Below are 20,720 nucleotides of genomic sequence, written 5' to 3'. Positions count from 1 at the left end.
GATGGCTGATGACAATGACAACGGGTCTTCCGGGTGGGGCATGAGAACTGAACACGGGGTTCGGCGCGGTCGCCGTCGAGCCGGTCTGAACAAGCGCGCGTGGGTGGCGTTGGGGGCGGTCGTCGCCGGTGGCGGCGTGGCCGTGGCGACCGTCGCCATGGCCGGCTCACCAGGCCATGGAGCGTCGGCCGCCCAAGGACCCATCAAGACGCATGTCCATTCGCTGTCCCTGAGCGGGGCCGACACGTCGCTCAAGACGCTTGGAGCCCGGTCCACGGCTCCGTTCAGCATGGTCGGTGTCACCTGGAACGGCGCGCACGCCAAGCTGCGCGGCACGGTGGAGGTGCGGACCCGTTCCGCCGCCGACGGTCACTGGACATCGTGGCTGAAGATGCAGCAGCCGGACGACATCCCCGACGCCGCCGAGCTGAACCGTCCCGGTGTGCGAGGCGGGATGTCACCTATGTGGTCGGGGCCGTCGAACGGGATCCAGGTCCGCGCGACCGGCGCGGGCAAGACGACCGCGCTGCCCGGCGGGCTGCGGGTGGACCTGGTCGACCCGGGCAAGCCCGCCACCGGCGGGACGCAGGACTCCGGCATGGCCCCGGCGGCCTACGCCATGGACGCGACGGCCACCGACACGGCGACGCCGACGGAAAGCGTCGCCCCGACCGACACCGCGACGGCCACAACGGGCGGCGCCGCTTCGGCCACCCCGACCGCGACGGACTCCGTCGCGCCCACGGACACCCCGACGGCCACCGACACCCCCACGGCCACGGACACGGCATCCGGCACGCCGTCCACGGGGACCTCCGCCTCCACCTCGCCGAGCGCCTCCCCGACGCCCTGGCCCAGCCAGCTCCCGTCGATGTCCGAGGCGTACCCGTCCTGTGCGGCCTCCTCGGCCGGCCCCTCCGCACCGGCGTCGCCGACCCCGCCGGAACCGATGCCGACCGCGACCACCTCGACGGTGGCGCCGCCCACCGTGATCACCCGGGCCGGCTGGGGCGCGGACGAGTGCGCCCGGGAATCGGGTTACCCGACGTACGGCTCGGCGGTGAAGGTGATGTTCGTCCACCACACGGACACCACCAACAACTACTCCTGCGCCGACTCCCCGGCGATCGTTCGGGGCATCTACGCCGAGCACCTCAACCAGGGCTGGCGCGACCTTGGTTACAACTTCCTCGTCGACAAGTGCGGCACCATCTTCGAGGGCCGCTTCGGCGGGATGGCGCTGCCGGTCGTGGGCGCCCAGACCTATGGGTTCAACACCAACAGCATGGGCGTGGCCGCCATCGGCACGTACACCGACCTCAGCGGCGGTGACTCCACGGCCAGCACCTTCCCCGGGGCCGCGCCGAGCCAGGCGATGCTGGGCTCCATCGCCCGCATCGCGGCGTGGAAGCTCGGCATGACCGGCGTGAACCCGGGCACCGACACCGCGTCGCTGCCCGAGGGCGCCTCCGACAGTCACGGCTTCACCCTGGGCAACAGCTACAGCTTCAGCGTGATCTCCGGGCACCGCAACGGCTTCGCCACCGACTGCCCCGGCAACCAGCTCTACAACGCCCTGAGCACGATCCGCTCCTATGCGGCCGGCCCGGTCGGTGCGGTCTCCGTCACCGGGATGTCCGGCGGGGCGACCAAGTCCGGGACGAGCTACTACACAAGGGGCGCGGCCACGGTGAGCTGGACGACCTCCACACCGTCCCAGGTGATCTCCGGTTTCGACGTGCTGGTCGACGGCAAGGCCGTGGCCCACGCCTCCGGTTCCGCCCGCTCCGCCGCGATCTCTGTTGCGGCCGGCAGCCACACGGTCCAGGTGCGCGCCGCCCACGTCCGCGGGGCGACCACTCTGTCCGGTTCGGCCACCCTGGTCGGCGACACCACCGCGCCCACCTTCCCGACCGCTCCCGGCGTGAGCATGCACACCGGCACGGTGAACTCCACGGCGGTCCCGGTCACGGTGACGTGGAAGGCCGCCGACAGCGCGGCGCTGTCCAAGGTTCTGGCGACTTCGCCGTCCTCGGCCGCCTTCGGCCCGACGGTGACCTCATGGGCCACCAGTGCCAAGCCCGGCACCTCGGATCTGTTCGCCCTGAAGGCGTACGACGTGGCCGGCAACACGGCGGGCGCCTCCGTCTACCGGACACCGAACATCGTCCAGGAGACCTCCACCACCCGCACCGGCAGCTGGACACACAAGAGCAGCACCAGCTATCTGGGCGGCTATTCCTACAGCTCCGCGTCCACCGGGGCCTCGATCAGCTGGACCTTCACCGGGCGCTCGGTGGCATGGATCGTCTCGCGGGCCTCCACCTCGGGCCAGGCGAACGTCTACGTTGACGGCACCAAGGTCACCACGGTGGACCTGAAGTCCTCCACCACGCTGTACCGACAGGCGATCTGGACGAAGAGCTGGTCCAGCTCCGGCAAGCACACCCTGAAGATCGTCGTGGTCGGCACCTCGGGCCGCCCGACCGTCACCACCGACGGTATCGCGACCATCGGCTGACCGCCGACCACACCTCACGAAGGAGCCCTCTGCCCGCAGCAAGTCCGCGGACAGAGGGCTCCTGTGTGAACATCCGGCTTGAGTGTCTCCGAGTCAGCTACCCGGCAGTTCCACGGACGCCGGTGCCGTTGGCCGTGCCGAGGCCGGTCGGCCCGTCGTATCCCTTCCGTCGGTCGGCGCCGGTCGTTCAAGGGCTGACACACGGCCCGCGAACTCCGCTCCCTCGACCCGCCGGGCACGGCGGGGGCGCGGGCGTGGTCAGCCGAGGCACAACCCGAGCAGGCAGACCTCCGCCGGCGAGGTCGACGCCCGTGCGGGGCTGGTGGTCTGGGACGTGCCCGGCTTCGTGCCGTCGCCTGTCGCGGGCGCCGACCTCTGTTGCGCCGTCGTACCGGCGTGGTCGGGGGTCGTGTTTCCGGCGGCCGGGGCGGTGCTCTGCGGCTGCGGGGTCGTCGTCGCGGCCGTGCGGGCAGGAACTACGGTGTCCGGCCGGTCGATCGGTGACGTCGTGCGGGGTGGTTCCGCGAGGGACTGCTGCTGCGGTGCGTCGGTCGTCGTCGGCTGCGGCTGGGAAGGGGCGCGTGACGGCCGGTGGGAGTGTTGAGCGGTCGCTGGTGCGGAGACCGGACCGTTCTGCTCGGGCTTCTGCTCCTGCACGGCACCCGCCCTCGGGTCGTCCGGCGCCGTGGCTGCCTGAGCCCGGTCGGTGGAGTGCCGGTCCATCATGGCGATACTCAGGCCGCCTCCGACGAGTGCGACAGCGCTCGCGACCGCTGCCCGGCGCTTGTTCTTCCTCCAGCGGGCCAGTCGGCGACGGCGTGCCGCACGCCCCTGTCGCGCGGGCGGCAGGTCCTCGGCGTCGGCGGTGACGCGTGGGGCCACGTCCATGGCAGCGCTGGACTCCGCCCCGCCGCCGGGGAGGCTGTCGTGCCACGTGAGCGAGGCCGCGGGGTCCCGGTGGTCCGTTGTGGCCGGTCCGGCGCTCGTCAACGCCGGGGCCGAGCCGCTGTGGCCGTTGGCGGCGGGCGGGGCGATGTCCGGGGCGTAGGCGCCGCACCCGGGGCACACCAGTGCGCCGTTCAGGTGCCGACGGCATGAGGAGCAGTAATCCATCTGCGGCTTTCCGGTCTTCCTGGTTGACGTGCTGTCGGCCCGCCTGGGCCACGGCTTGGTGTTGGGGTGAGGAGGGGACGCGCGGATGTATCCGAGGTGAGGCCCACCCCTACGGCGGCGACCCGCGCCACTCTGGCTGACCAGCCGCGGCGGCTACGGTGCTGTCGTCCCAGCGGCGGGCTTGCTGACCCGCATCCCGATCCCGTCCGGGCAGCAATTCCGCTGCCTTGTGCTGTGTGTGTTCCACAGCGAGTTGAGCTTCGGCGACGACGTCACCACGCTCGCGTATCAGGTCCTCATAGATCGGCAAGCGATCGTTTCCAGCAGAGCTGTGTGTCATGGTCGACCCGCTTTCGTGGCGATCAATCAAGAGGCCGGTCCACTGTCAGGCCCGATTGAGCCGGGCAGCGATCCCGTGGCCGATCAGCAAGTAGACGACGGCCGGTAGGCCGTAATTGAGGACAACGCGTAGTGCCTCTGTGTTCATCGTGAAAATGTCCTGTGACCACCAGGACAGCAAGCCTGCTGTGCTCCGCACGAATTCGACGAACACATTCGCGCGGTTCGCGTCGAGGAGGAACAGCAGGATCCACAGGCCCAGCAGGCCCGCTGCGATGTCGGCGATCGTGCAGATGGCGATGGCCGTACGCCGTGTGTTGGCCTGACGCTGCAGAGAGCGGTCCGGGCCCGGCGGCTCGTTGTATGCCTGGTATCCGGGAACCGGGTCGATGTTTCTCACAGGGATATCCGATCTGACGTACTGCCGTGTCTTAGCGCTCGCGCCAGGGCACCCGGATTCAGCCGGCCGGTGCCCCGCTTCTCCCTGCTTCTGCGTTCCGCATGCACTGCAGCGTTACACCGACGTATGTGATGTCCCAAATGTGGCTGCCTATGCAGGAACTTGCCTCCATGTGCGCATGCCCGGGCATTTATCGGACCGAATGGAGGAGTGTGATTCGGGTAACGTTGCAGTCCCCGGCCGCCGGCATTCGCTTAATTCGTGACCAGGTTATGAAGGAAAACGGGGCGTTCCTTCACCGAGTTGTCGGTCTCGCAACCGTTCCCCTTCCCCCGTGACACTCGTGACCTGCGGCGCGCTGTTGGAAGTGACCCCGGGCGGGGTCATGGCGCCCATCCTCCGGGGGGAGGGTTTGCAGGCGCCGATGTGCTGGGGCAGGCCCGGTTCCCCCCGTGCCGGGCCTGCCCCGCTCACCTAGGGCTGTCGCCTGCTGCGGCACTAGCCCGAAGAGCCGCGTGGCGTTGGGCGTCCCAGGGGTGTGACGGCCCGGCACTCCAGTGCGCTGTAGGAGTGGATCCAGGGACCCAGGGACCTCGTGGCACCTGCTCGCCCCCTATCCCGAGCGGGTGGTCGTGCAATGAGGGGCAAGGCAGGTGCCCCCCCGTCGTCTGCCTGCCCGATGCGCTCCCCGGCGCCCGGTCCGAGTGGGAGTGCGCGTCGGCCTGGGCAACCGGGACCCGAACGCCCGCGGAACCACCGGGCCTGGGGGAACAACGAGCAACGCAACGCGATGATTGGGGTGGGTGTGCAGGGTCTGCTGGCGGACCGCTATGAGTTGCAGGAGCTGCTGGGACGCGGCGCGATGGGCGAGGTGTGGCGGGCCTGCGACCAACTCCTCGGGCGGCCCGTGGCCGTCAAAATGCTGCACGCCGAGGAAGCCGAAGACGCCGAGCGATTCCGCCTGGAGGCACAGATCGCGGCCAGACTCAACCACCCCAACGTCGTGGGCATGTACGACTTCGGCACGCACCATGACCAGCCCCACCTGGTCATGGAACTCGTCGACGGCTGGAACCTGGCCCAGGAGCGCTCCCTGCGCGGCGCCCTGGCCCCGGCCGAGGCAGCAGCCATCACGGCCCAGGCGGCCGCCGGCCTCTGCGCTGCACATCAGCAGGGAGTGGTCCACCGGGACGTCAAACCCGCCAACGTGATGCTGACCACGGATCGCACGGTGAAGATCACCGACTTCGGCATCGCGCGCTTCGCCGAGGAGGCCGCCAGCAGCCTGACCGCGACGGGCAAGATCATCGGCACTGCCGATTACCTGGCTCCCGAACGCGCGTTGGGCCGTCCCGCTCAGCCCGCGTCCGACGTCTACTCCCTCGGTTGTGTCCTGTACGAACTACTCACCGGGCGGCCTCCGTTCAGCGGAGCCACGTCACTGGCCGTGGTCCAGCAGCATGTCAGTGCCACACCAGCACCGCCCGACCGCCTGAGTCCCGACATCCCGCAGCCGCTCTCCGACTACGTGCTGCACATGCTCGCCAAGGACCCGGCCCACCGACCCACCGCCGAGCAGGCAGCCACGTGGCTCGCCACTCAGAACGGGACACCACGACCGGCCGAGCACGAGCGCACCACCCTCATGCCCAGCCCGGCAATTCCATGGTCTTCGACCCCACACGCCGGTGAACCCCGGGCCGGCACGCACTCCCGCCCCAGCGGTCGCCGCAAGCTGGCCTCCAGAGCCATTCTCGGCGGCGCCGGCCTCGCGCTGTTCGCCGGGGCTACGGCCATCGGCGTCTCGCTGGATTCAGGCGCCACGGCGCCTACGCCTCCGGCCTCTCCCTCACTCACTGGCGTCGCACCAACACCCGCCGGTCGGACCCCGGCCACGATGCCATCGCCTGTCCCTCCCGCCGCCAGGACGTCACCCAGGCCGGAGCACGGTGGCGACAACGGCGGTGAGTGGTCAGGCAAGCACGCTGACGGGAAAGGAGGAAAGGGAGGGCAACGGCATTCCGAAAACTGAGCGGCTGGGAGAGCCCGCGTGCAGCCGTCCCGAGGCGCGACGGGTGGCGGGTCGATCGGCTTGGGGAAATGAGTGGCAGAGTACCCCTGCTATGGTGCGCCGATGCCGGCGATCAAGAAGTTCCAAGTCACCTTTGACTGCGCGGAACCTGAGCGCCTCGCTCGCTTCTGGTGCGAGGTGTTGGGGTACGTCGTACCGCCGCCACCGGAGGGGTTTGACACTTGGGACGATTTCAATCGTTCGCAGCCGCCTGAGCGGCGGGATTCATGGTTCGCCTGCATAGATCCCTCAGGAGTGGGCCCGCGACTGTACTTCCAGCGTGTCCCCGAAGGGAAGGCCGTCAAGAACCGGGTGCATCTTGATGTGCGGGTCGGCACCGGTCTCGTGGGTGAAGCGCGCCTCGCCGCACTTGAGGCCGAATGTGCACGGCTGGTCCCGCTCGGCGCGGTACACGTGCAAACGCTGTATGACGGCAATGACGCGTGCATCCCGATGCTGGACATCGAGGGCAACGAGTTCTGTATCGACTGAGCATCCTCCGAGCCGGAGAGGTTGGGGAGCCGCCTCCCTTGGGTTACATAGGCCGGGTTCAGACCCGATGCCGTTGCATCACGGGCTTGTGGGTCGCGGGCTTGTGACGAGGATGACTTGTGCGCCGGTGCGGGCGGGTTGTGGCAAGTCACGGTGTTCAGCTCGCTTGAGCTGGTAGTTGGACATCCTGCGCTTGACGACGCGGGGTCGGCCGCGCAGGCGTCTTGCCGACAGGAGCCGTTCCAGCGGTCGCAAGGAGGACAAGGCCGAGCACCAGGCCGCCGACGCCGAGCGCGTGGTGGAGCCGGGCGAGCAGCAGGACGGGGGCGAGCACGGCCAGGCCGGGGCCGACGAAGCCGGGCAGCACGTCGCGCGGTTCGGGCCCGTAGCAGCGCTGTGCCCGCAGTTCGGAGACCGCCCGCTGTCATTGGAAGCGTCCGGACTCCCGCCGGTTGGGGCGATGTCCAGCCACCGGAGTGCCCAAGCGCAACGGCCGCTGGTACCACTACGACCTCGTACCAGCCACCCCCTCCCTCGCCACACTGGACGACCCCCGCCTCGCCTTCCGGGGCTGACGTCACCTTGCTCACCGTGCAATCCAGCAGCAAGAACGTCGGGACCCCGATTCGAGTGGTCCACGACGCGGTGCACAGCCACCCGGCGGGTGTCCGCGTCCTCCTCCGCCAGGGCCAGCTCGGCCGCGTAGGCGCGGAGCAGGTCGTGCAGGGCGTAACGGCCCGGTGCCTGCTCGGTGAGCAGGTTCGCCCGGCACAGCTCGGCCAGGGTCCACCGGGCCCGCTCCACCGGGCACCGGACAAGGCTCGCCGCCGCGTGGGCCGACAGGTCGGGCCCCGGATACAGGCCCAGCAGCCGGAACAGCCGTGCGGCTTCCGCGCCCAACGTGCGATAGGACCAGGAGAACACCGAGCGCAGGTCCGTGCCGGCGTCCCCGCCCTCGAAGGCGTCGAGCCGGGCGGCGGCCTTGCTCATCTGGGCGGACAGTGCCGACAGCGAGTGGCCCGGCCGGACCGCGGCCCGGGTGGCGGCGACGGCCAGCGCCAGCGGCAGACCCGCACAGTGCGCGGCGATCTCGTCCGCGGCCCCGGGCTCGCACGCCACCCGGTCGTGCCCGAGGCGGCGGATCAGCAGATCACGGGCCTGACCGGCGGTCAGCGGGTCCAGCCTCAACGACGCAGCCCCCTGGGCGACCACCAGCGGCGTCAGCTGGTCACGGCTGGTGACCACGACCAGGCAGCCGGACGACCCCGGCAGCAGTGGCCGTACCTGCTCGGCGTCGCGGGCGTTGTCCAGCACCACCAGCACCCGCTTGCCCGCCAGCATGCTGCGGAACAGCGCAGATTGCGCCAAGAGCCCTGCCGGGAGGCTGCGCGGGGGCAGCCCCAGGGCGTTGAGGAACCCGCGCAGGCAGTCGGCCGGATCCAAGGCGGTTCCGCTCGGGTCGAAGCCGTGGAGGTCCGCGTAGAGCTGCCCGTCGGGGAACCGCGGGGCGACCCGGTGGGCCCAGTGCACCACCAGCGAGGTCTTGCCCACGCCGGCCGTCCCGGAGATCACGGTCAGTGGGACGGCATCCAGGGCCGCCGTGTCGAGCTGCGCCAGCTCGTCCTTGCGGGCGGTGAAGCCGACCACGGTGAGCGGAAGTTGAGCAGGAACAGGCATGACCCCAGCCGCGGGCTCGGCGGCGGGAGCAGGGACCCGGGGGTACGCTGCCGGGCCCGGATCGGCCGGGTGCGCTGCGGGACCAGGGTGAAGGGGCGCAGTGGCGGGGCCCGGGGGTCTGGGTTCGGCGATCGGTCCGGGGACGGCCGCCGCGGCCGTCGCGACCACAGCGCCCAGGTCAAGGCCCGGTTCCTGACGGAGTATCCGCTGATGGATGCCGACCAGCGTGGGTGAGGGTTCCACCCCGTACGCGTCGACCAGGACGGACCGCGCGTCCTGGAACGCGCCCAGCGCCTCGGCCTGCCGCCCGGACCGGTACAGGGCCATCATCAGCTGGCCGCGGAGCCGTTCCCGCACCGGGTGGGCGCGAACCAGCTCCTCCAACTCGCCGACCAGCGGCCCGTGCTGCCCGGCGGCCAGCGCCGCCTCGATGCGGTCCTCCACCACGGTGAGCCTGAGCCCTTCCAGCCGCACCGCCTCGCAGCCGACCGCAGGCAGGCCCTCGAACTCCGCCAGGGCCGAGCCGCGCCACAGCGCCAGGGCCGCGGTGAGCAACTCGTGAGCCGGCCCGGGGCGGCTCTCGGCCAGGGCCTGGCGTCCCTGGGCGGCGAGCCGCTCGAACCGGACCGCGTCGACCGCCTCCGGTTCCACCGCCAGCTGGTACCCCGGCGCGCGGGTGACCAGCACCTCTCTGGGGCCACCGCGCGGCGGGCCCGCCATCGCCCGGCGCAGCCGCGAGACGTAGGTGCGCACGGTCCGGTGCGCGTCATCCGGCGCCCGTTCCCCCCACAGCTCGTCGACCAGCGCCGCCACGCTCACCGTCCTCCCCAGATCCACCAGGAGCCGGGCCAGCACGCCCCGCACCTGCGGTCCGCCCAGCGGCATCGCCCTGCCGTCCCCGACCGCTTCCAGCGGACCCAGTAACCTGAACTCGAATCTGCCCTGCTGGGTCGCCACCGGCGATCCCCCTCCCCGTCGACGTTTCACCCTCAACTCCCGCTGCCCGTAAGGCCACAGGCGATCCATCCGCACCCTCCACGGTGTACGATTCCGCGCGTCCAGGTGTTGCAAGGGCTGCGCGGTTCACTTGCCCGTCGTGCAGGGGCCGGCCTGTGGACCCGCCACCTCGGGGTCGGGGGGCACTGATGGTCCAGCACAGATCAGCGGGGCAGACAGCGCGGGTGGACAGCTTCACAGACTGGCGCGAGCTCATCTGCGAGGCGTTCCTGTCGCTGACCCCGGAGTCGGACCGGCGCGATGGATTCACCGGCGCAGTGACCCAGTGGCAGTTCGCCGACCTGAGCCTGGCCCAGATCGACTCCCGACGCCAGCGGGTCAGCCGCACCGACCGGGACATCGACCGCGCGCCGCGCCGTGGCTACTATGCCAACCTCCAGCTGCAGGGGGTCAGCGGGATGACGCAGCAGGGCCGTTCCACCGTGCTGCGGCCCGGTGACCTGGCGGTGGTCGACACCGCGGAACCGTTCGCCTTCGACTTCCCGGAGGCGTTCTTACAGCTCTCGCTGTACCTGCCTGGCCCGCTGCTGGAGAGCCAGCTCGGACAGGGCGTGCCGACCGCGACCCGGGTGGACACCGGTGCCGGGGTGGGTGCCGCGGTCCGGCACGCGCTGGGCGCGTTGAGCCGCGGTGACCTCGCCCCGCAGACCGCGGCGCGACTGGCCGCCCACACCTGCGGACTGATCGCCGTGGCCCTGGAGCAGCCACTCGCCGCCGACATCCCGGCGGTGCGGGGCGATCGGCTGCACCGGGCCGCGTTGGACGACATCGACGAGCACCTCACCGACGACGACCTCTGCGCGCCGGTCACGGCCCACCGACTGGGGGTTTCGGCGCGGCTGCTCTACGCGGTCTTCGCCGGCCAGCAGCGCAGCTACGCCACCGAGGTGCGGCACCGGCGCCTGGAGCATGCCTGGCGCCAGCTGCAGGACCCGGCACGGTCACACCTGCGGGTCATCGACGTTGCGGTGTCGGCGGGGTTCGCTGACGTCACAAGCTTCCACCGGGCGTTCCGGCGCGCGTACGGGCGTACCCCGCGGCAGGTGCGGGAGGCGGCAATGGGTCCGGCCGGTGGGAGTACCTGATCGGGTGCTCCCACCGGCCGGACAACTGCGCCGCGTGCGTCAGGAGATGACGATGTGAACGAAGGCGTTCACGGAGTTGAGGCACTGATTGCCGGTTCCGTTGTCGTGCGCGGTGTACCCGTTGTCGCCGTAGTTGTCGTCCTGGTAGCCCAGGATCAGACTGCCACCCCGCCCGCCGACCACGAACTGCCGTCCCACGACGTCCACCAGCCGGGCCAGGTTGCCCGTCGCGCCGGGGATGGTGATCAGGCCGTGGTACAGATCGCTGTCCGAGGCCGGGTCGACGTACCGCTTCCAGGTCAGCCCGTGGCCGCCGGTCTGCACGCAGCCGCCGGCGTTGACAGTGACATGGTCTCCCGGCAGGAACGAGAAGTTGTAGGTGGTCTGGAGTGTGGTCACCACCGGCTCGGTGATGGTGCAGTCGATCGGCAGGGTGGTGCTGGAGCAGCCGGGGCTCATCGACAACGCCTTGGGCGTCACCGCCGGGGTCCGGCGGACGTTGCGGTCGATCGCGGTGGACGCGGCCCCGGACCGGGCGGCGGTCGCGACCGTGCCGTGGTGCGGGGCCGCGGTGGCGGCGCCGGCGTTCGTGCCCACCGCCGCTGCAGCCGCGAGAGCGGCTGCAGCCATGAGGGTGACGCGTCTGTTCATTCGATCCACTCCTTGCTGGACTGGGCTTTCTGGCGAAGTCAGCCTTGCGGGAGGCCTCGACAGTCCGTTTGCGATGCGTCGACAGCTCACCGACACCGCAGGAGCGGAACACCAGCGCGAGCGGCCCTGCGGGCAGGCGTAGGGACTCGGTGGCCCAGAGGAAGGACGCGCAGACGCCGACCGTGACCGCGATCGCCCAGCGAGGGACAAGATCACCGGGACATGCTGCCAGTCGAGGAACCGTCACCGATGTCACCAGCGACGATGACTTCTCGACCGGCACGGACTCACGGGCTGGCGGCCTCCACCGCGCGGGCGCACGACCACCGGCCCGAGCTCGGTCGAATCCACGAGTGGCACACGGTCGACCTATAGTTGACCTCGTGAACCGTTGGGAGAAGTTGACCGGGGGGACGTCCGGGCAGGACTACGCTGCACGGTTCGCGGCCCTGGCCCGCAGCGGGAAGGACGTGCACGGCGAAGCGCGGTTCTGCGCAGCGCTCGTGCCTGTCGGCGCGCGGGTGCTGGATGCCGGGTGCGGTACCGGTCGGGTCATGATCCGGCTCGCGGAGCTCGGGTACGACTGTGTCGGAGTGGATCTTGATGCGTCGATGCTGAAAGCGGCGCAGAAGCAGGCGCCGGGACTGCCCTGGTTCCAGGTCGATCTGGTCGAGTTCGAGCCGGATCTGCTCGGCATCTCGGGGGACTTCGATCTCGTGGTCGCTGCGGGGAATATCTTCCCCCTGCTCGCCACCGGCACCGAGGCCACGGTGGTCAAGCGTCTGGCTGCGGCCCTTGGCCCCGGCGGTCTGATGGTCGCCGGCTTCGGCCTGGACGAAGCCCACCTGCCCGTGCCGCCCAGCATCACCCTGCCGGAGTACGACCTCTTCTGCGCCGCGGCAGGGCTCACCTTCGTCGACCGATTCGCCACCTGGGACGCCGACCCTTACAACGGCGGCGGCTATGCCGTCAGCGTCCACCGCCGGTGAGGTTCTGCGGGACGTCTTCTGATCTTTCCCGCTCCGCCGCTGGGGTGGCTCCCGCGGTGGCCGCCTCTCTGCCACTCAGCCGAGCCTTGCCGCGGCATATGCCGCGATGGGAAGGCGTCGCGCTGGTAGGCGAGGCCCCGGACCATGAACGGTCCGGAGCCATTTGCGCACTGGACGATGACCAGCATCCCGTGGACCGGATTATCGTAATTGCCGACAATTGCAGGGACCGCACCGCTGACATCGCCCTCTAGCACGACTGCCACGTCATCGAGACAACCGGCAACAATGAGCATCTGAAGGCAGGGGCTCTCAACCAGGTGCTCCCTCAGATCCTCGAGGGGCTGGACGACACCGATTTCCTCCTGATCATGGATGCCGATTCCGCGATCAGCCCCGGCTTCACCGCCGTGGCACTCCAGTACCTCCACGACCGGCCCGGGGCGGGCGCGATCGGCGGAGTGTTCTACGGTCAGGGAGGCGCAGGACTCCTCGGAGTGATGCAGCGCAACGAATACGCCCGCTACGCCCGCGAGGTCGCCCGCCGCAAGGCCCGTGCCACGGTCCTGACCGGCACGGGCCCCGCGGGTAGCGGGGCCTCGTGCGCGAGTACCCGGTCACCTACGGCGAACCCGGTGACATCCGCGCCGACGGCCAGCACCTTCCCCGCGCCCTCCACCCCCAGCGCCGCCGGCGGGCGCAGCCCCACATCCCAGCCGGCGTCGTTCAGCAGCTGATCCCACGGGCCGACACCGGCAGCGTCGATCGCCACCAGGAGCTGGCCCAGCCCTGGGGACGGCGGTTCGGGCACGTCCAGGAGGGCGACGTCCGAACCCGCCCCGGACACTCCATATGCCTTCATGGTCAAGCCTCTCGCTTGGTCCGGCCGGCCGGGGGATGGGCGCCGATGGGCTCGTCATCGCCCGCGTGAAGGTTGACGAGGCTGCCGGCGGGCTGCGGCCGCCGACACGCACCGTGGTGTATTCGCCGATCGGACGGCGGCCGGGAAGCCCAGGCCCGCAAGGGCAGCGGGTCCAGTGAACGGCCGGGACGCCGAAGGGAGTTCACCGACCGCCACCACGTGGTCGCCGGGCTGCCACCCGGCTCATCCCGCTGCGAGCGCCATCACCGTGACTACTGTCCGCGTCGGATGACCAGTACGGCCACGTCGTCGCGGTGATCCACCGCGGCCGCGGCGTCGAGGATCCGGTCTGCCGTCGCCTCGACGTCGAGTCGGTCGTGGAGGGCCTGGCCGGCCAGCGTTCCCGCTCGTTCCAGCCCGGCTTCCAGGGACAACCCCGGCCCTTCGACGACGCCGTCGGTGACCAGGACCAGGGCGGTGTTCTCTTCCAGAGTGAAGGTCTCCTCGGGGTAGTCGGTCTCGGGCACGACTCCCAGGACCGGCCCGCCGGAAAGTATGCGGATGTCGTGGCTGCCGTCGTCGCGCGCCAAGACCAGCGGCACGTGGCCCGCGCTTGTGCCGATGACCTGTCCGTTTCGCGGATCGATGTGCAGCATGGTGCAGCTGGCGAAGCGTCGTGCGTCCATCGTGACGAGCAGCTCGTTGGTGCGTGTCAGCACGGTTCCCGGCCCCGGTTCGTGGGCGGCGATCGCGCGCATGGACGAGCGCACCTGTCCCATGAAAGCTGCGGCATCCACGTCGTGCCCTTGGGCGTCGCCGATCTCCAGCGCGACCGCACCGTCGGGCAAGAAGAACGCGTCGTACCAGTCTCCGCCGATATCGAGCCCGGCCCGGCTGGGCTGGTAGCGGGCGGCGATCTTCAGCCCCGGGAGGTGCTCGGGCAGTGTGGGAAGCATGCTTCGTTGGAGTGCTGTTGACAGTTCGACCTGGGCTTGTTGCAACCTGATGCATCTGAGTGCCTGGCCTGCCAGCTCGGCCAGAGTGGTCATGAAGGCGAGCTGCTCCGGGGACGGGGGGCGCTCGCTGTCGTAGGTCACCGCCCAGGCCCCCAGTGGCGGGTCGCCCACCGGGCTGAGTGGGGTGATCGAAATGGCGAGGTCGGGACCGGGCCCCGGGGAGGGCCGGCTGTCTTCGTGCGGCCAACAGCGGGCGAGTTCCTCCTGGTTGGGGATGAACTGCGGCTGACCGGTACGGATCGCAGAGGGCAGCGGCCGGTCCTCGTCCAGCGACGGGCCGAGCAGAGCATCGGCCTGCCAGGTGGGGATCCCGGCATCCGAGGAGAGCCGCAAGCGCCCGTCGTCGACGAGCGCGAGGAGGGCACCGAAACCGCCGAGGGCCGCGGCGAGCCGGGTCAGGACGACCTGCTGCAGTTCCTGCTCGGTGGCGGCGGTGAACAGCGCGGAGGAGAACGCGGCGATCTCCTCGGCGCGCTGCCGCTCAGCACTCACCGCGGCCAGCATGTCCTTCCGGCGCGCCTCCAGTTGGGTGTCGTCGCGGATCACCAACAAGACCCGTTCGGGACCGCCGTATCCCAGCCTGATCCGGCGGACTTGGCTGGTCAGGACGCGCCAGCCGTCGTGCTCGGTAAGGAACCGCGACCTGATCCACGGGGACTGGGCGGCGGACGAGCGCACAAGCCGCTGCACGTCCTTTCGGTCATCAGGGTGTACTCGCCGGATCACCATGGACAGGGACACCGACGCCTGCGGGAAGAGCACGGCCAGGGCAGGTGCGCCACCCAGCCACTCCACCTGGTGCTCATCGGGTGAGCACATGCAAAGGCCAAGACCGGCAGTCTTGGCCGCAAGACCGAATGGGATCAGCAGACCACCAAGGTCATGTCCCGCGTCCAACGAATGCACCCACACAAGCTGCTCGCCGTCTGCGGGAACCTTCACCGGTCGCGCCTCGACAAGGCAGACCACAGACGCTCCGCCTGTCCCGGGGAATTCCAACGCACGCATCGCAAGACTCTTCGTCGTGGCCCCGTGCGTCAGCAAGCTCTCAGCCGAGATGCGTTGGTCTTCGGCCAGCAGGTCACTGAAACGGCGGCCTACGCACTGTTCCGAGGGCCTGCCGAGTGCTTCGGCCATCGCGGCGTTGAGACAGCGGATGGCGCCGTCCAGGGTCAAGAGAGCCGACGGGGTAGCCCTCTGAAGGAGTTCGTCCGATGCGTCCATCTGTCGCTCCCCGGGAATCGCCGAGCGAGACAACATCGACCAGTGCGGCGGCCGAAGCGGATCGGCCGGTATCTGCCGCGGAGCAGGTGGTGCGACTGGCTTGCTGCGGAGGGGCACGAGGCTGAGCGGCGGCCCGGCCGACAGCAGGTTTTCCGGTAGTGACGTTTCCACTATGGCGGAATCGGTAGCTGTTCGGCAAAAGCGCCGCCTGACGGCGCGCGGTGCAATGACGCGGTCACGAATCGTGCAAGCGGCTGCCGAGCTTGTTCACGTCAAGGGTGTCAATGCCGTCACCCTCGACGACGTGAGGGCGGCCGGCGGTACGAGCAAGTCACAGCTGTACGACCACTTCGCTGATGTCCGAAGAGTGCCGCCATGACTCGATGGGGCTGTGGATCGGGCAAGGCGCGGGGCTACTCGTGCTTCCCGCTGCCCCCTTGATTGTTCCCCGTCGCGTTGTGCGTGCTGCCCGGGTTGGCACCGGAGGTGCTGTTGCCGTGTGTGCCGGTGTTTCCTGCTGTGTCGTTGCCGGGGTCCGCGGCGCGCTTGCTGGGTTTGCCTGTGCCGGCCGGTTTGCTCGGCGAGGCCGTCGCCCGCCTCAGTTGCTCGGAGCAGTACGCGGCGACCTTGTCGTTTCCGCCGGCGGCGGCGACGAGCTGCTGCCAGGCCGTCGCGTTGAGCGCCTTGCTGTGCTTCTCGGCCTGCTCGTAGGCGCGGCAGTGGGCCTCGGTGTCCTGGGCGGGGGAGGGGCGGCCCGTCCGTCCGGGGTCGCCGGAGGACGTCGATGACGACGTCGACGAGGCGGCACCGCCCGGCCGGCCCGGGGCGACCGCCGACGGGTGGGCGGTCTCCCGGCCGGTACCGCCGCCGCCCTTGGGCGAGCCGACGGAGCCGATGGCTGCGACCGCGACACCGCTGAGAGTGAGGCTGGCGAACACCACGCCGAACGCCATCCGCCCTGGATGCCGGACACGCCGCCCCTCGGGCGGCCGCCAGTCGTCCCGGCGCCGGGTACGAGCCTGGCGTGCGCCAGCGCTGTGGGCGGCGGCTCGGAAGGCGGCCAGCGCCCGCTGTTCGGCCTCGGGGTCGAGGCGGTCGGTGCGCAGGGCGGTGGCAAGCACCGTCGTCAGCGCTGCGGAGTCATGCACGCCCGACGGACCGGGCAAGGTGCCATTGGGGTGCACCTGCCGGTGACGGACCGGAACTCCGTCGCCGCTCAGCCGTTCACCCATGCCCGCTTCCGTTCCTGTCCGACCGAATCGATTCGCCGAGGCGCCGAGCCCGGCACCTTCCAACCGCCCACTGTCACCCGCGTCATTCATGTCCACTCCCCCAGCGTTCGGGAAGTCTCATCCGTCACACCCTCGTCCGCCTCGCGGTCGACGCCCAGGTGGCGGGCGAGACGTTTCAGGCCCCGGTGGGCGGCCGTGCGCACTGCTCCCGGACGCTTGCCGAGGACGCGTGCGGCGGCGGGGCCGTCCAGACCGATGACGACACGCAGCAGCACGGCCTCGGCCTGGTCCTGCGGCAGCGCGCGGACCAGTTCCAGCGCCTGCTCGGTGGAGAGGGACTCCAGGGCTTGGTCGTGAGTGTTGTGCCGCGCGGGCAGGTGCAGTACGTCCTGTTCGGTCCCGCCGGCCCGGGGTCGCGTGCGCTGGCGGCGCAGGTGGTCCAGGGCCCGGTGGCGGGCGATGGTCGCGGTCCAGCCGCGGAATCCGGCCCCGTCTCCCTTGAAGCGTCCGAGGTCGCGGGCTATCTCCAGCCAGGCATCGGAGGCCACGTCCTCTGCGTCGTCGCCGACCAGGCCGTGCAGATAGCCGAGCAGGCCCGGCTGCACCAGCCGGTAGGCCACCGCGAAGGCGGCCTCGTCGCCGTCCTGGGCCCGTGCGACCGCAGCGCCCAATTCCCCGTCGTACGACTGTACGCGCCGGGGTTGCCGTACCTGGCCCAAGACTGTCCTCGTTCGCACCGGGTTCATAGCGAGTCCCTGCCGTCCGCCGCGCTCCGATCGCATTGACGGCTCCTGTGTTGAACAGCGTCTGCGCTCACAGAAGTGTCACAAGGGGCCGGTGGTCCTTCACTGGCCGGTGCCGTGCAGCCGCCGAGCGAGCAAACCGGTGCGGCCTGGCGCCGGGTATCGGCGCCGGCCCCCTTCCGTGCTGCCGCTGACTCCGCCCGTGAGCGGCGCGACGAGGGACGTGGGCGCGACTGGGGTCTTTCGTTTGGATGAGCCCGGTCTGATCCAAACGAAAGACCCCAGGGACCTGGGCGCTGCGAAGGACGTGGGGGCGGCGGCGGGTGATCGGGTGCGGACCGCGGATCTCACCGCATCCGCGGATCCCGGGGTCCGGCGCGGTCGCCGTCGCCTCGCGGCACAGCAGCCGCAGTGCGCCGTCCCTGGCGAAGCGGTGAGCGCCTTGCCGAGGGACGGGGAGCGAGCAGGCGCGTGACGCTTCGGTGTCGCCGTGCGCTCCTTCTAGCATGAGTCCGTACCTCCGTTTGCGCGCGGTGCCGCCCCCGGCCCTGCGCAACAGTGCAACTTGGCTGGAACGACAATTCGAGGAGGGCTTGGAGGCCGTCCGGCACCCAGGCGGTCGGCACCGTGAGGAGGTTCTGGACGAGCGCTATCTGGACCAAGAGCGCATCTACGCCGGGCCGCACCTCCAGCGTGCCGAGGAGCCGCCCCAAGCCCAGGTGGTGCTCGGCGGCCGGCCGGTGTTCCGCCGCGACCGGCACAAGCCGCAGCTCCTGGTGCTGACGGCCGCCCAGGCCCGCCGTGTGGCCGGGTTCCTGAGCGCCGCCGATTTCGACGCGCTGTGGCTCTTCGCACGCGAGGAACTGCTGCCGCGCTATGGCGGCGCGACCGCGGAGTCCGAGACATGGGCTGCGTTCGCCGCGGCGCACCAGGAGCTGAGGACGTTCTACGCACAGACGGCCGAGTGTGGTGACGCTGTGGTGAAGTGGCTGCCGACCTGACCTGTGGATCGCCACTTGTGCTCCACGGTCTCGCTCGAAATGCCTTTTCCAGCTGGTTCGTCCGCTCTGCCGGCCCCAGGTGTAACACTTCCGGCCGCATTCGCTCTTTCCAAGCGGGCGACAGTGTCGGTCGGCCGGGACAAGGGGACACGACTCGTGCGGTGGACAGACGAAAGCGGAGCGGAGTACGGCGAGGATCCGTATGACGGCGTCGGGCACACGTATGCCTACAGCCACGAGTACGGCGGGGGCGTCACCACCGACACCGCCCCGCCGCCCTGGGACGGGGCCCAGCCCGCCCTGTGGACGCACCCGACGGGGCAGACGGCGACGTGGTACCCCGAGCACGGTGATGTCCTCACCGCGCGGCTTCCGGTGGTCGGCATACCCAGCCGGCCTGTGCCGGAGCCGGACACATCCACGAGCGAGTCCGTGCGTCCGGTCTTCGTCGATTCCTCCGGGCGACGCCAGCGTCGCGTGGCTCGCGCGGCCCGGCTGTTGGTGATTCCCGCCGGCGGCTATGTCGCCCTGCTGATCAGTGCAATGCTGGGCGGCCCCACCATCAGCTCTCCGTTCGTCCCGCAGGCGGACCCCACGCACTCGGCCACGCCCCAGGCGACCGCACCCGACTCCCCGCCTGACGCCGGACACTCCCCGAAAGACACCGGACCCATCGCGGAACAGAAGAACTCCGGCGCTACCGGGCGGAAGGCCCCCAGCTCCGCCGGCCGGCCGGCCGCCCCCGCGACCACGTCCCAGCCCACGGTTGCGCCCACCACGACCACCGCCCCGGCCTCGACCGGGCCCGCGGTCCCCACGGCGACCGTCGCCCGCCCCCCCTCCTCCAAGGGGCGCGCCCTGGGCTCGTCCCACAGACCCGTGAAGTGATTCAAGGCCCTGACGTGACCGACAGTCGACACCGGAAGGCTCCTGCCCGCCGCCGAGGCCGCGCCCGCCAGATCACACCACACCCCCACTGGCTCCTGCTGAGCGTGCTCGCTGTGACCCTGACGATGGCCCTCCTGCTGCAGGGCTACACCCACCACATGTTCGGCATCACAGCGGACGAGGTGACGGGCCCCCGTGGCCGCAGCGAGACGGTGCCCGGCCAGGTCACCCACGGCGGCCCCGTGATCGCAGACGCCGCCGCCTCAGCGCACACCGCCCCGGTCAAGGCTCGCACCATCGCTCTCACCTTCGACGACGGCCCCGACCCCGTCTGGACGCCGCGCATCCTCGACGTGCTGCGCCGCAACCATGTGCACGCGACCTTCTTCGTCGTCGGAACCCAGGTGGTGGCCCACCCGGAACTGGTCCGCCGGATCGTCGCCGAAGGCCATCAGATCGGCATCCACACCTTCACCCATCCCGACCTCGCGAGCCTCGCCCCATGGCAGCGGTCCTTGGAACTTCGGGAGACGCAGCTGGCAGTGGCAGGCGCTGCGGGCGTCACCACCGCACTGCTCAGGCCGCCCTACTCCTCGGAGAACGACGCGCTGGACGACGCCGACTGGGCCGTCCTCAAGCAGGCCGACGCGGCAGGCTACGTCACGGTGCTCTCCACCCAGGACGCCGAGGACTGGCAGCGCCCCGGAGTGAACCGCATCCTCGCCAACGCCACCCCCCACGGCCGCGCCGGGCAGATCCTGCTCATGCACGACGCCGGCGGTGACCGGTCCCAGACCGTCACCGCGCTCAGTGTCCTGATCCCACGGCTCGAAGGGCAGGGCTTCCGGTTCGCGACGGTCGGCGCCGCGGTCGGCATGGCCGGGCCCGTCCAGCGCGCCGGGCTCGGCGACCACCTGCAGGGGATGGCCCTCATCAACGTGCTTCAGGCCGGCGACTGGGCCGTGTGGCTGCTGGGCGTGCTGATGTACGCGGCCGGCGCGATCAGCGTGCTGCGCGCGGCGGTCGTACTCATCGCGGCCCGCCGGCACCGACGGCTGCGGACCGGACGCCGGGCCCGGTCCTGGGGGCCGCCGGTGACCGAACCGGTCAGTGTCATCGTCCCCGCATACAACGAGAGCGCCGGAATCGAGGCCGCCGTACGCTCCCTGCTCGCCTCGGACCATCCGGTGGAGATCATCGTGGTGGACGACGGTTCCACCGACGGCACCGCCGACCTGGTGGAATCGCTCCACCTGCCGGGAGTGCGGGTGATCCGGCAGGAGAACGCGGGCAAGCCCGGCGCACTCAACGCCGGGCTCGCCGCGGCCTCCTGCGAACTGGTGGTCATGGTCGACGGCGACACGGTCTTCGAAACCGACACCGTTCGCACGATCGTGCA

17 protein-coding genes and 1 pseudogene are annotated in these 20,720 nt (G+C 70.5%); 10 read left to right on the top strand and 8 right to left on the bottom strand.

Annotation, left to right across the window (positions count from 1 at the left end; translation table 11 throughout):
* Positions 1-40: 40 nt before the first annotated feature.
* Positions 41-2,521, top strand: coding sequence for a peptidoglycan recognition protein (locus tag ABZ845_RS25325; RefSeq protein ID WP_360983429.1), 2,481 nt, complete (start codon positions 41-43; stop codon positions 2,519-2,521).
* Positions 2,522-2,779: 258 nt separating this feature from the next.
* On the opposite strand, the gene ABZ845_RS25320 is transcribed toward ABZ845_RS25325, so the two are convergent.
* Both ABZ845_RS25320 and ABZ845_RS25315 read right to left on the bottom strand, forming a co-directional pair.
* Entirely contained in the window at positions 2,780-3,634 is an 855-nt protein-coding gene (locus ABZ845_RS25320) for a hypothetical protein (protein WP_360983427.1), read from the bottom strand.
* 385 nt (positions 3,635-4,019) lie between these two features.
* A complete protein-coding gene (locus ABZ845_RS25315) occupies positions 4,020-4,373 on the bottom strand; it encodes a hypothetical protein (protein WP_360983425.1) in 354 nt (117 codons plus the stop codon).
* 790 nt (positions 4,374-5,163) lie between these two features.
* On the opposite strand from ABZ845_RS25315, the gene ABZ845_RS25310 reads away from it, so the two are divergent.
* Together ABZ845_RS25310 and ABZ845_RS25305 are read left to right on the top strand one after the other, a co-directional pair.
* Complete coding sequence (locus ABZ845_RS25310) at positions 5,164-6,405, top strand: protein kinase (protein WP_360983423.1); 1,242 nt, start codon at positions 5,164-5,166, stop codon at positions 6,403-6,405.
* A 102-nt stretch (positions 6,406-6,507) separates the two neighbouring features.
* Positions 6,508-6,936: a VOC family protein gene (locus tag ABZ845_RS25305; RefSeq protein WP_360983421.1), complete on the top strand. Its 429-nt coding sequence runs from the start codon at positions 6,508-6,510 to the stop codon at positions 6,934-6,936.
* Between the two features lie 78 nt (positions 6,937-7,014).
* Here the strand turns inward: ABZ845_RS25305 and ABZ845_RS25300 are convergent, their stop codons facing one another.
* Positions 7,015-9,570, bottom strand: coding sequence for a BTAD domain-containing putative transcriptional regulator (locus tag ABZ845_RS25300; RefSeq protein ID WP_360983419.1), 2,556 nt, complete (start codon positions 9,568-9,570; stop codon positions 7,015-7,017).
* A gap of 224 nt (positions 9,571-9,794) precedes the next feature.
* Between ABZ845_RS25300 and ABZ845_RS25295 the strand changes: the two genes are divergently transcribed.
* The gene (locus tag ABZ845_RS25295; protein WP_360983417.1) at positions 9,795-10,715 is read left to right on the top strand and encodes a helix-turn-helix domain-containing protein; all 921 of its coding nucleotides are present in this window, start codon (positions 9,795-9,797) and stop codon (positions 10,713-10,715) included.
* 39 nt (positions 10,716-10,754) lie between these two features.
* Here ABZ845_RS25295 and ABZ845_RS25290 read toward each other — a convergent pair whose 3' ends face one another.
* A complete protein-coding gene (locus ABZ845_RS25290; RefSeq protein WP_360983415.1) occupies positions 10,755-11,366 on the bottom strand; it encodes a hypothetical protein in 612 nt (203 codons plus the stop codon).
* Positions 11,367-11,749: 383 nt separating this feature from the next.
* Between ABZ845_RS25290 and ABZ845_RS25285 the strand changes: the two genes are divergently transcribed.
* Both ABZ845_RS25285 and ABZ845_RS25280 read left to right on the top strand, forming a co-directional pair.
* Positions 11,750-12,355 (top strand): methyltransferase domain-containing protein, encoded by a 606-nt coding sequence (locus ABZ845_RS25285; protein ID WP_360983413.1) that lies wholly within the window; start codon positions 11,750-11,752, stop codon positions 12,353-12,355.
* Positions 12,356-12,624: 269 nt separating this feature from the next.
* A pseudogene (locus tag ABZ845_RS25280) lies at positions 12,625-12,924 on the top strand (glycosyltransferase family 2 protein); the annotation flags it as partial.
* Here ABZ845_RS25280 and ABZ845_RS25275 read toward each other — a convergent pair.
* Together ABZ845_RS25275 and ABZ845_RS25270 are read right to left on the bottom strand one after the other, a co-directional pair.
* Positions 12,879-13,217: an alcohol dehydrogenase catalytic domain-containing protein gene (locus ABZ845_RS25275; protein WP_360983411.1), complete on the bottom strand. Its 339-nt coding sequence runs from the start codon at positions 13,215-13,217 to the stop codon at positions 12,879-12,881. The pseudogene ABZ845_RS25280 and the gene ABZ845_RS25275 overlap by 46 nt on opposite strands.
* 272 nt (positions 13,218-13,489) lie before the next feature.
* Positions 13,490-15,457, bottom strand: coding sequence for a SpoIIE family protein phosphatase (locus ABZ845_RS25270; protein WP_360983409.1), 1,968 nt, complete (start codon positions 15,455-15,457; stop codon positions 13,490-13,492).
* Between the two features lie 172 nt (positions 15,458-15,629).
* Between ABZ845_RS25270 and ABZ845_RS25265 the strand changes: the two genes are divergently transcribed.
* Entirely contained in the window at positions 15,630-15,836 is a 207-nt protein-coding gene (locus tag ABZ845_RS25265) for a TetR family transcriptional regulator (protein WP_360983407.1), read from the top strand.
* 34 nt (positions 15,837-15,870) lie between these two features.
* Here the strand turns inward: ABZ845_RS25265 and ABZ845_RS25260 are convergent, their stop codons facing one another.
* Both ABZ845_RS25260 and ABZ845_RS25255 read right to left on the bottom strand, forming a co-directional pair.
* Positions 15,871-16,689, bottom strand: coding sequence for a hypothetical protein (locus ABZ845_RS25260; protein WP_360983405.1), 819 nt, complete (start codon positions 16,687-16,689; stop codon positions 15,871-15,873).
* Positions 16,690-16,775: 86 nt separating this feature from the next.
* A complete protein-coding gene (locus ABZ845_RS25255; RefSeq protein ID WP_360983403.1) occupies positions 16,776-17,408 on the bottom strand; it encodes an RNA polymerase sigma factor in 633 nt (210 codons plus the stop codon).
* A 530-nt stretch (positions 17,409-17,938) separates the two neighbouring features.
* Between ABZ845_RS25255 and ABZ845_RS25250 the strand changes: the two genes are divergently transcribed.
* The 3 genes from ABZ845_RS25250 to ABZ845_RS25240 form a co-directional block, all read left to right on the top strand.
* On the top strand, positions 17,939-18,433 hold the full coding sequence (locus ABZ845_RS25250; RefSeq protein ID WP_360983401.1) for a DUF1877 family protein: 495 nt from the start codon (positions 17,939-17,941) through the stop codon (positions 18,431-18,433).
* A gap of 156 nt (positions 18,434-18,589) precedes the next feature.
* On the top strand, positions 18,590-19,321 hold the full coding sequence (locus tag ABZ845_RS25245) for a hypothetical protein (protein WP_360983399.1): 732 nt from the start codon (positions 18,590-18,592) through the stop codon (positions 19,319-19,321).
* A 113-nt stretch (positions 19,322-19,434) separates the two neighbouring features.
* Positions 19,435-20,720 (top strand): polysaccharide deacetylase family protein (locus ABZ845_RS25240; RefSeq protein ID WP_360983397.1); only part of this gene is annotated, 1,286 nt, incomplete at its 3' end.

The organism is Streptomyces sp. NPDC047022 (genome assembly GCF_040644155.1).
In the GTDB taxonomy this organism is placed as follows: domain Bacteria; phylum Actinomycetota; class Actinomycetes; order Streptomycetales; family Streptomycetaceae; genus Streptomyces.
The sequence above is the reverse complement of the archived record's forward strand: the minus strand, read 5'-3'. Positions and strand labels throughout refer to the sequence as shown.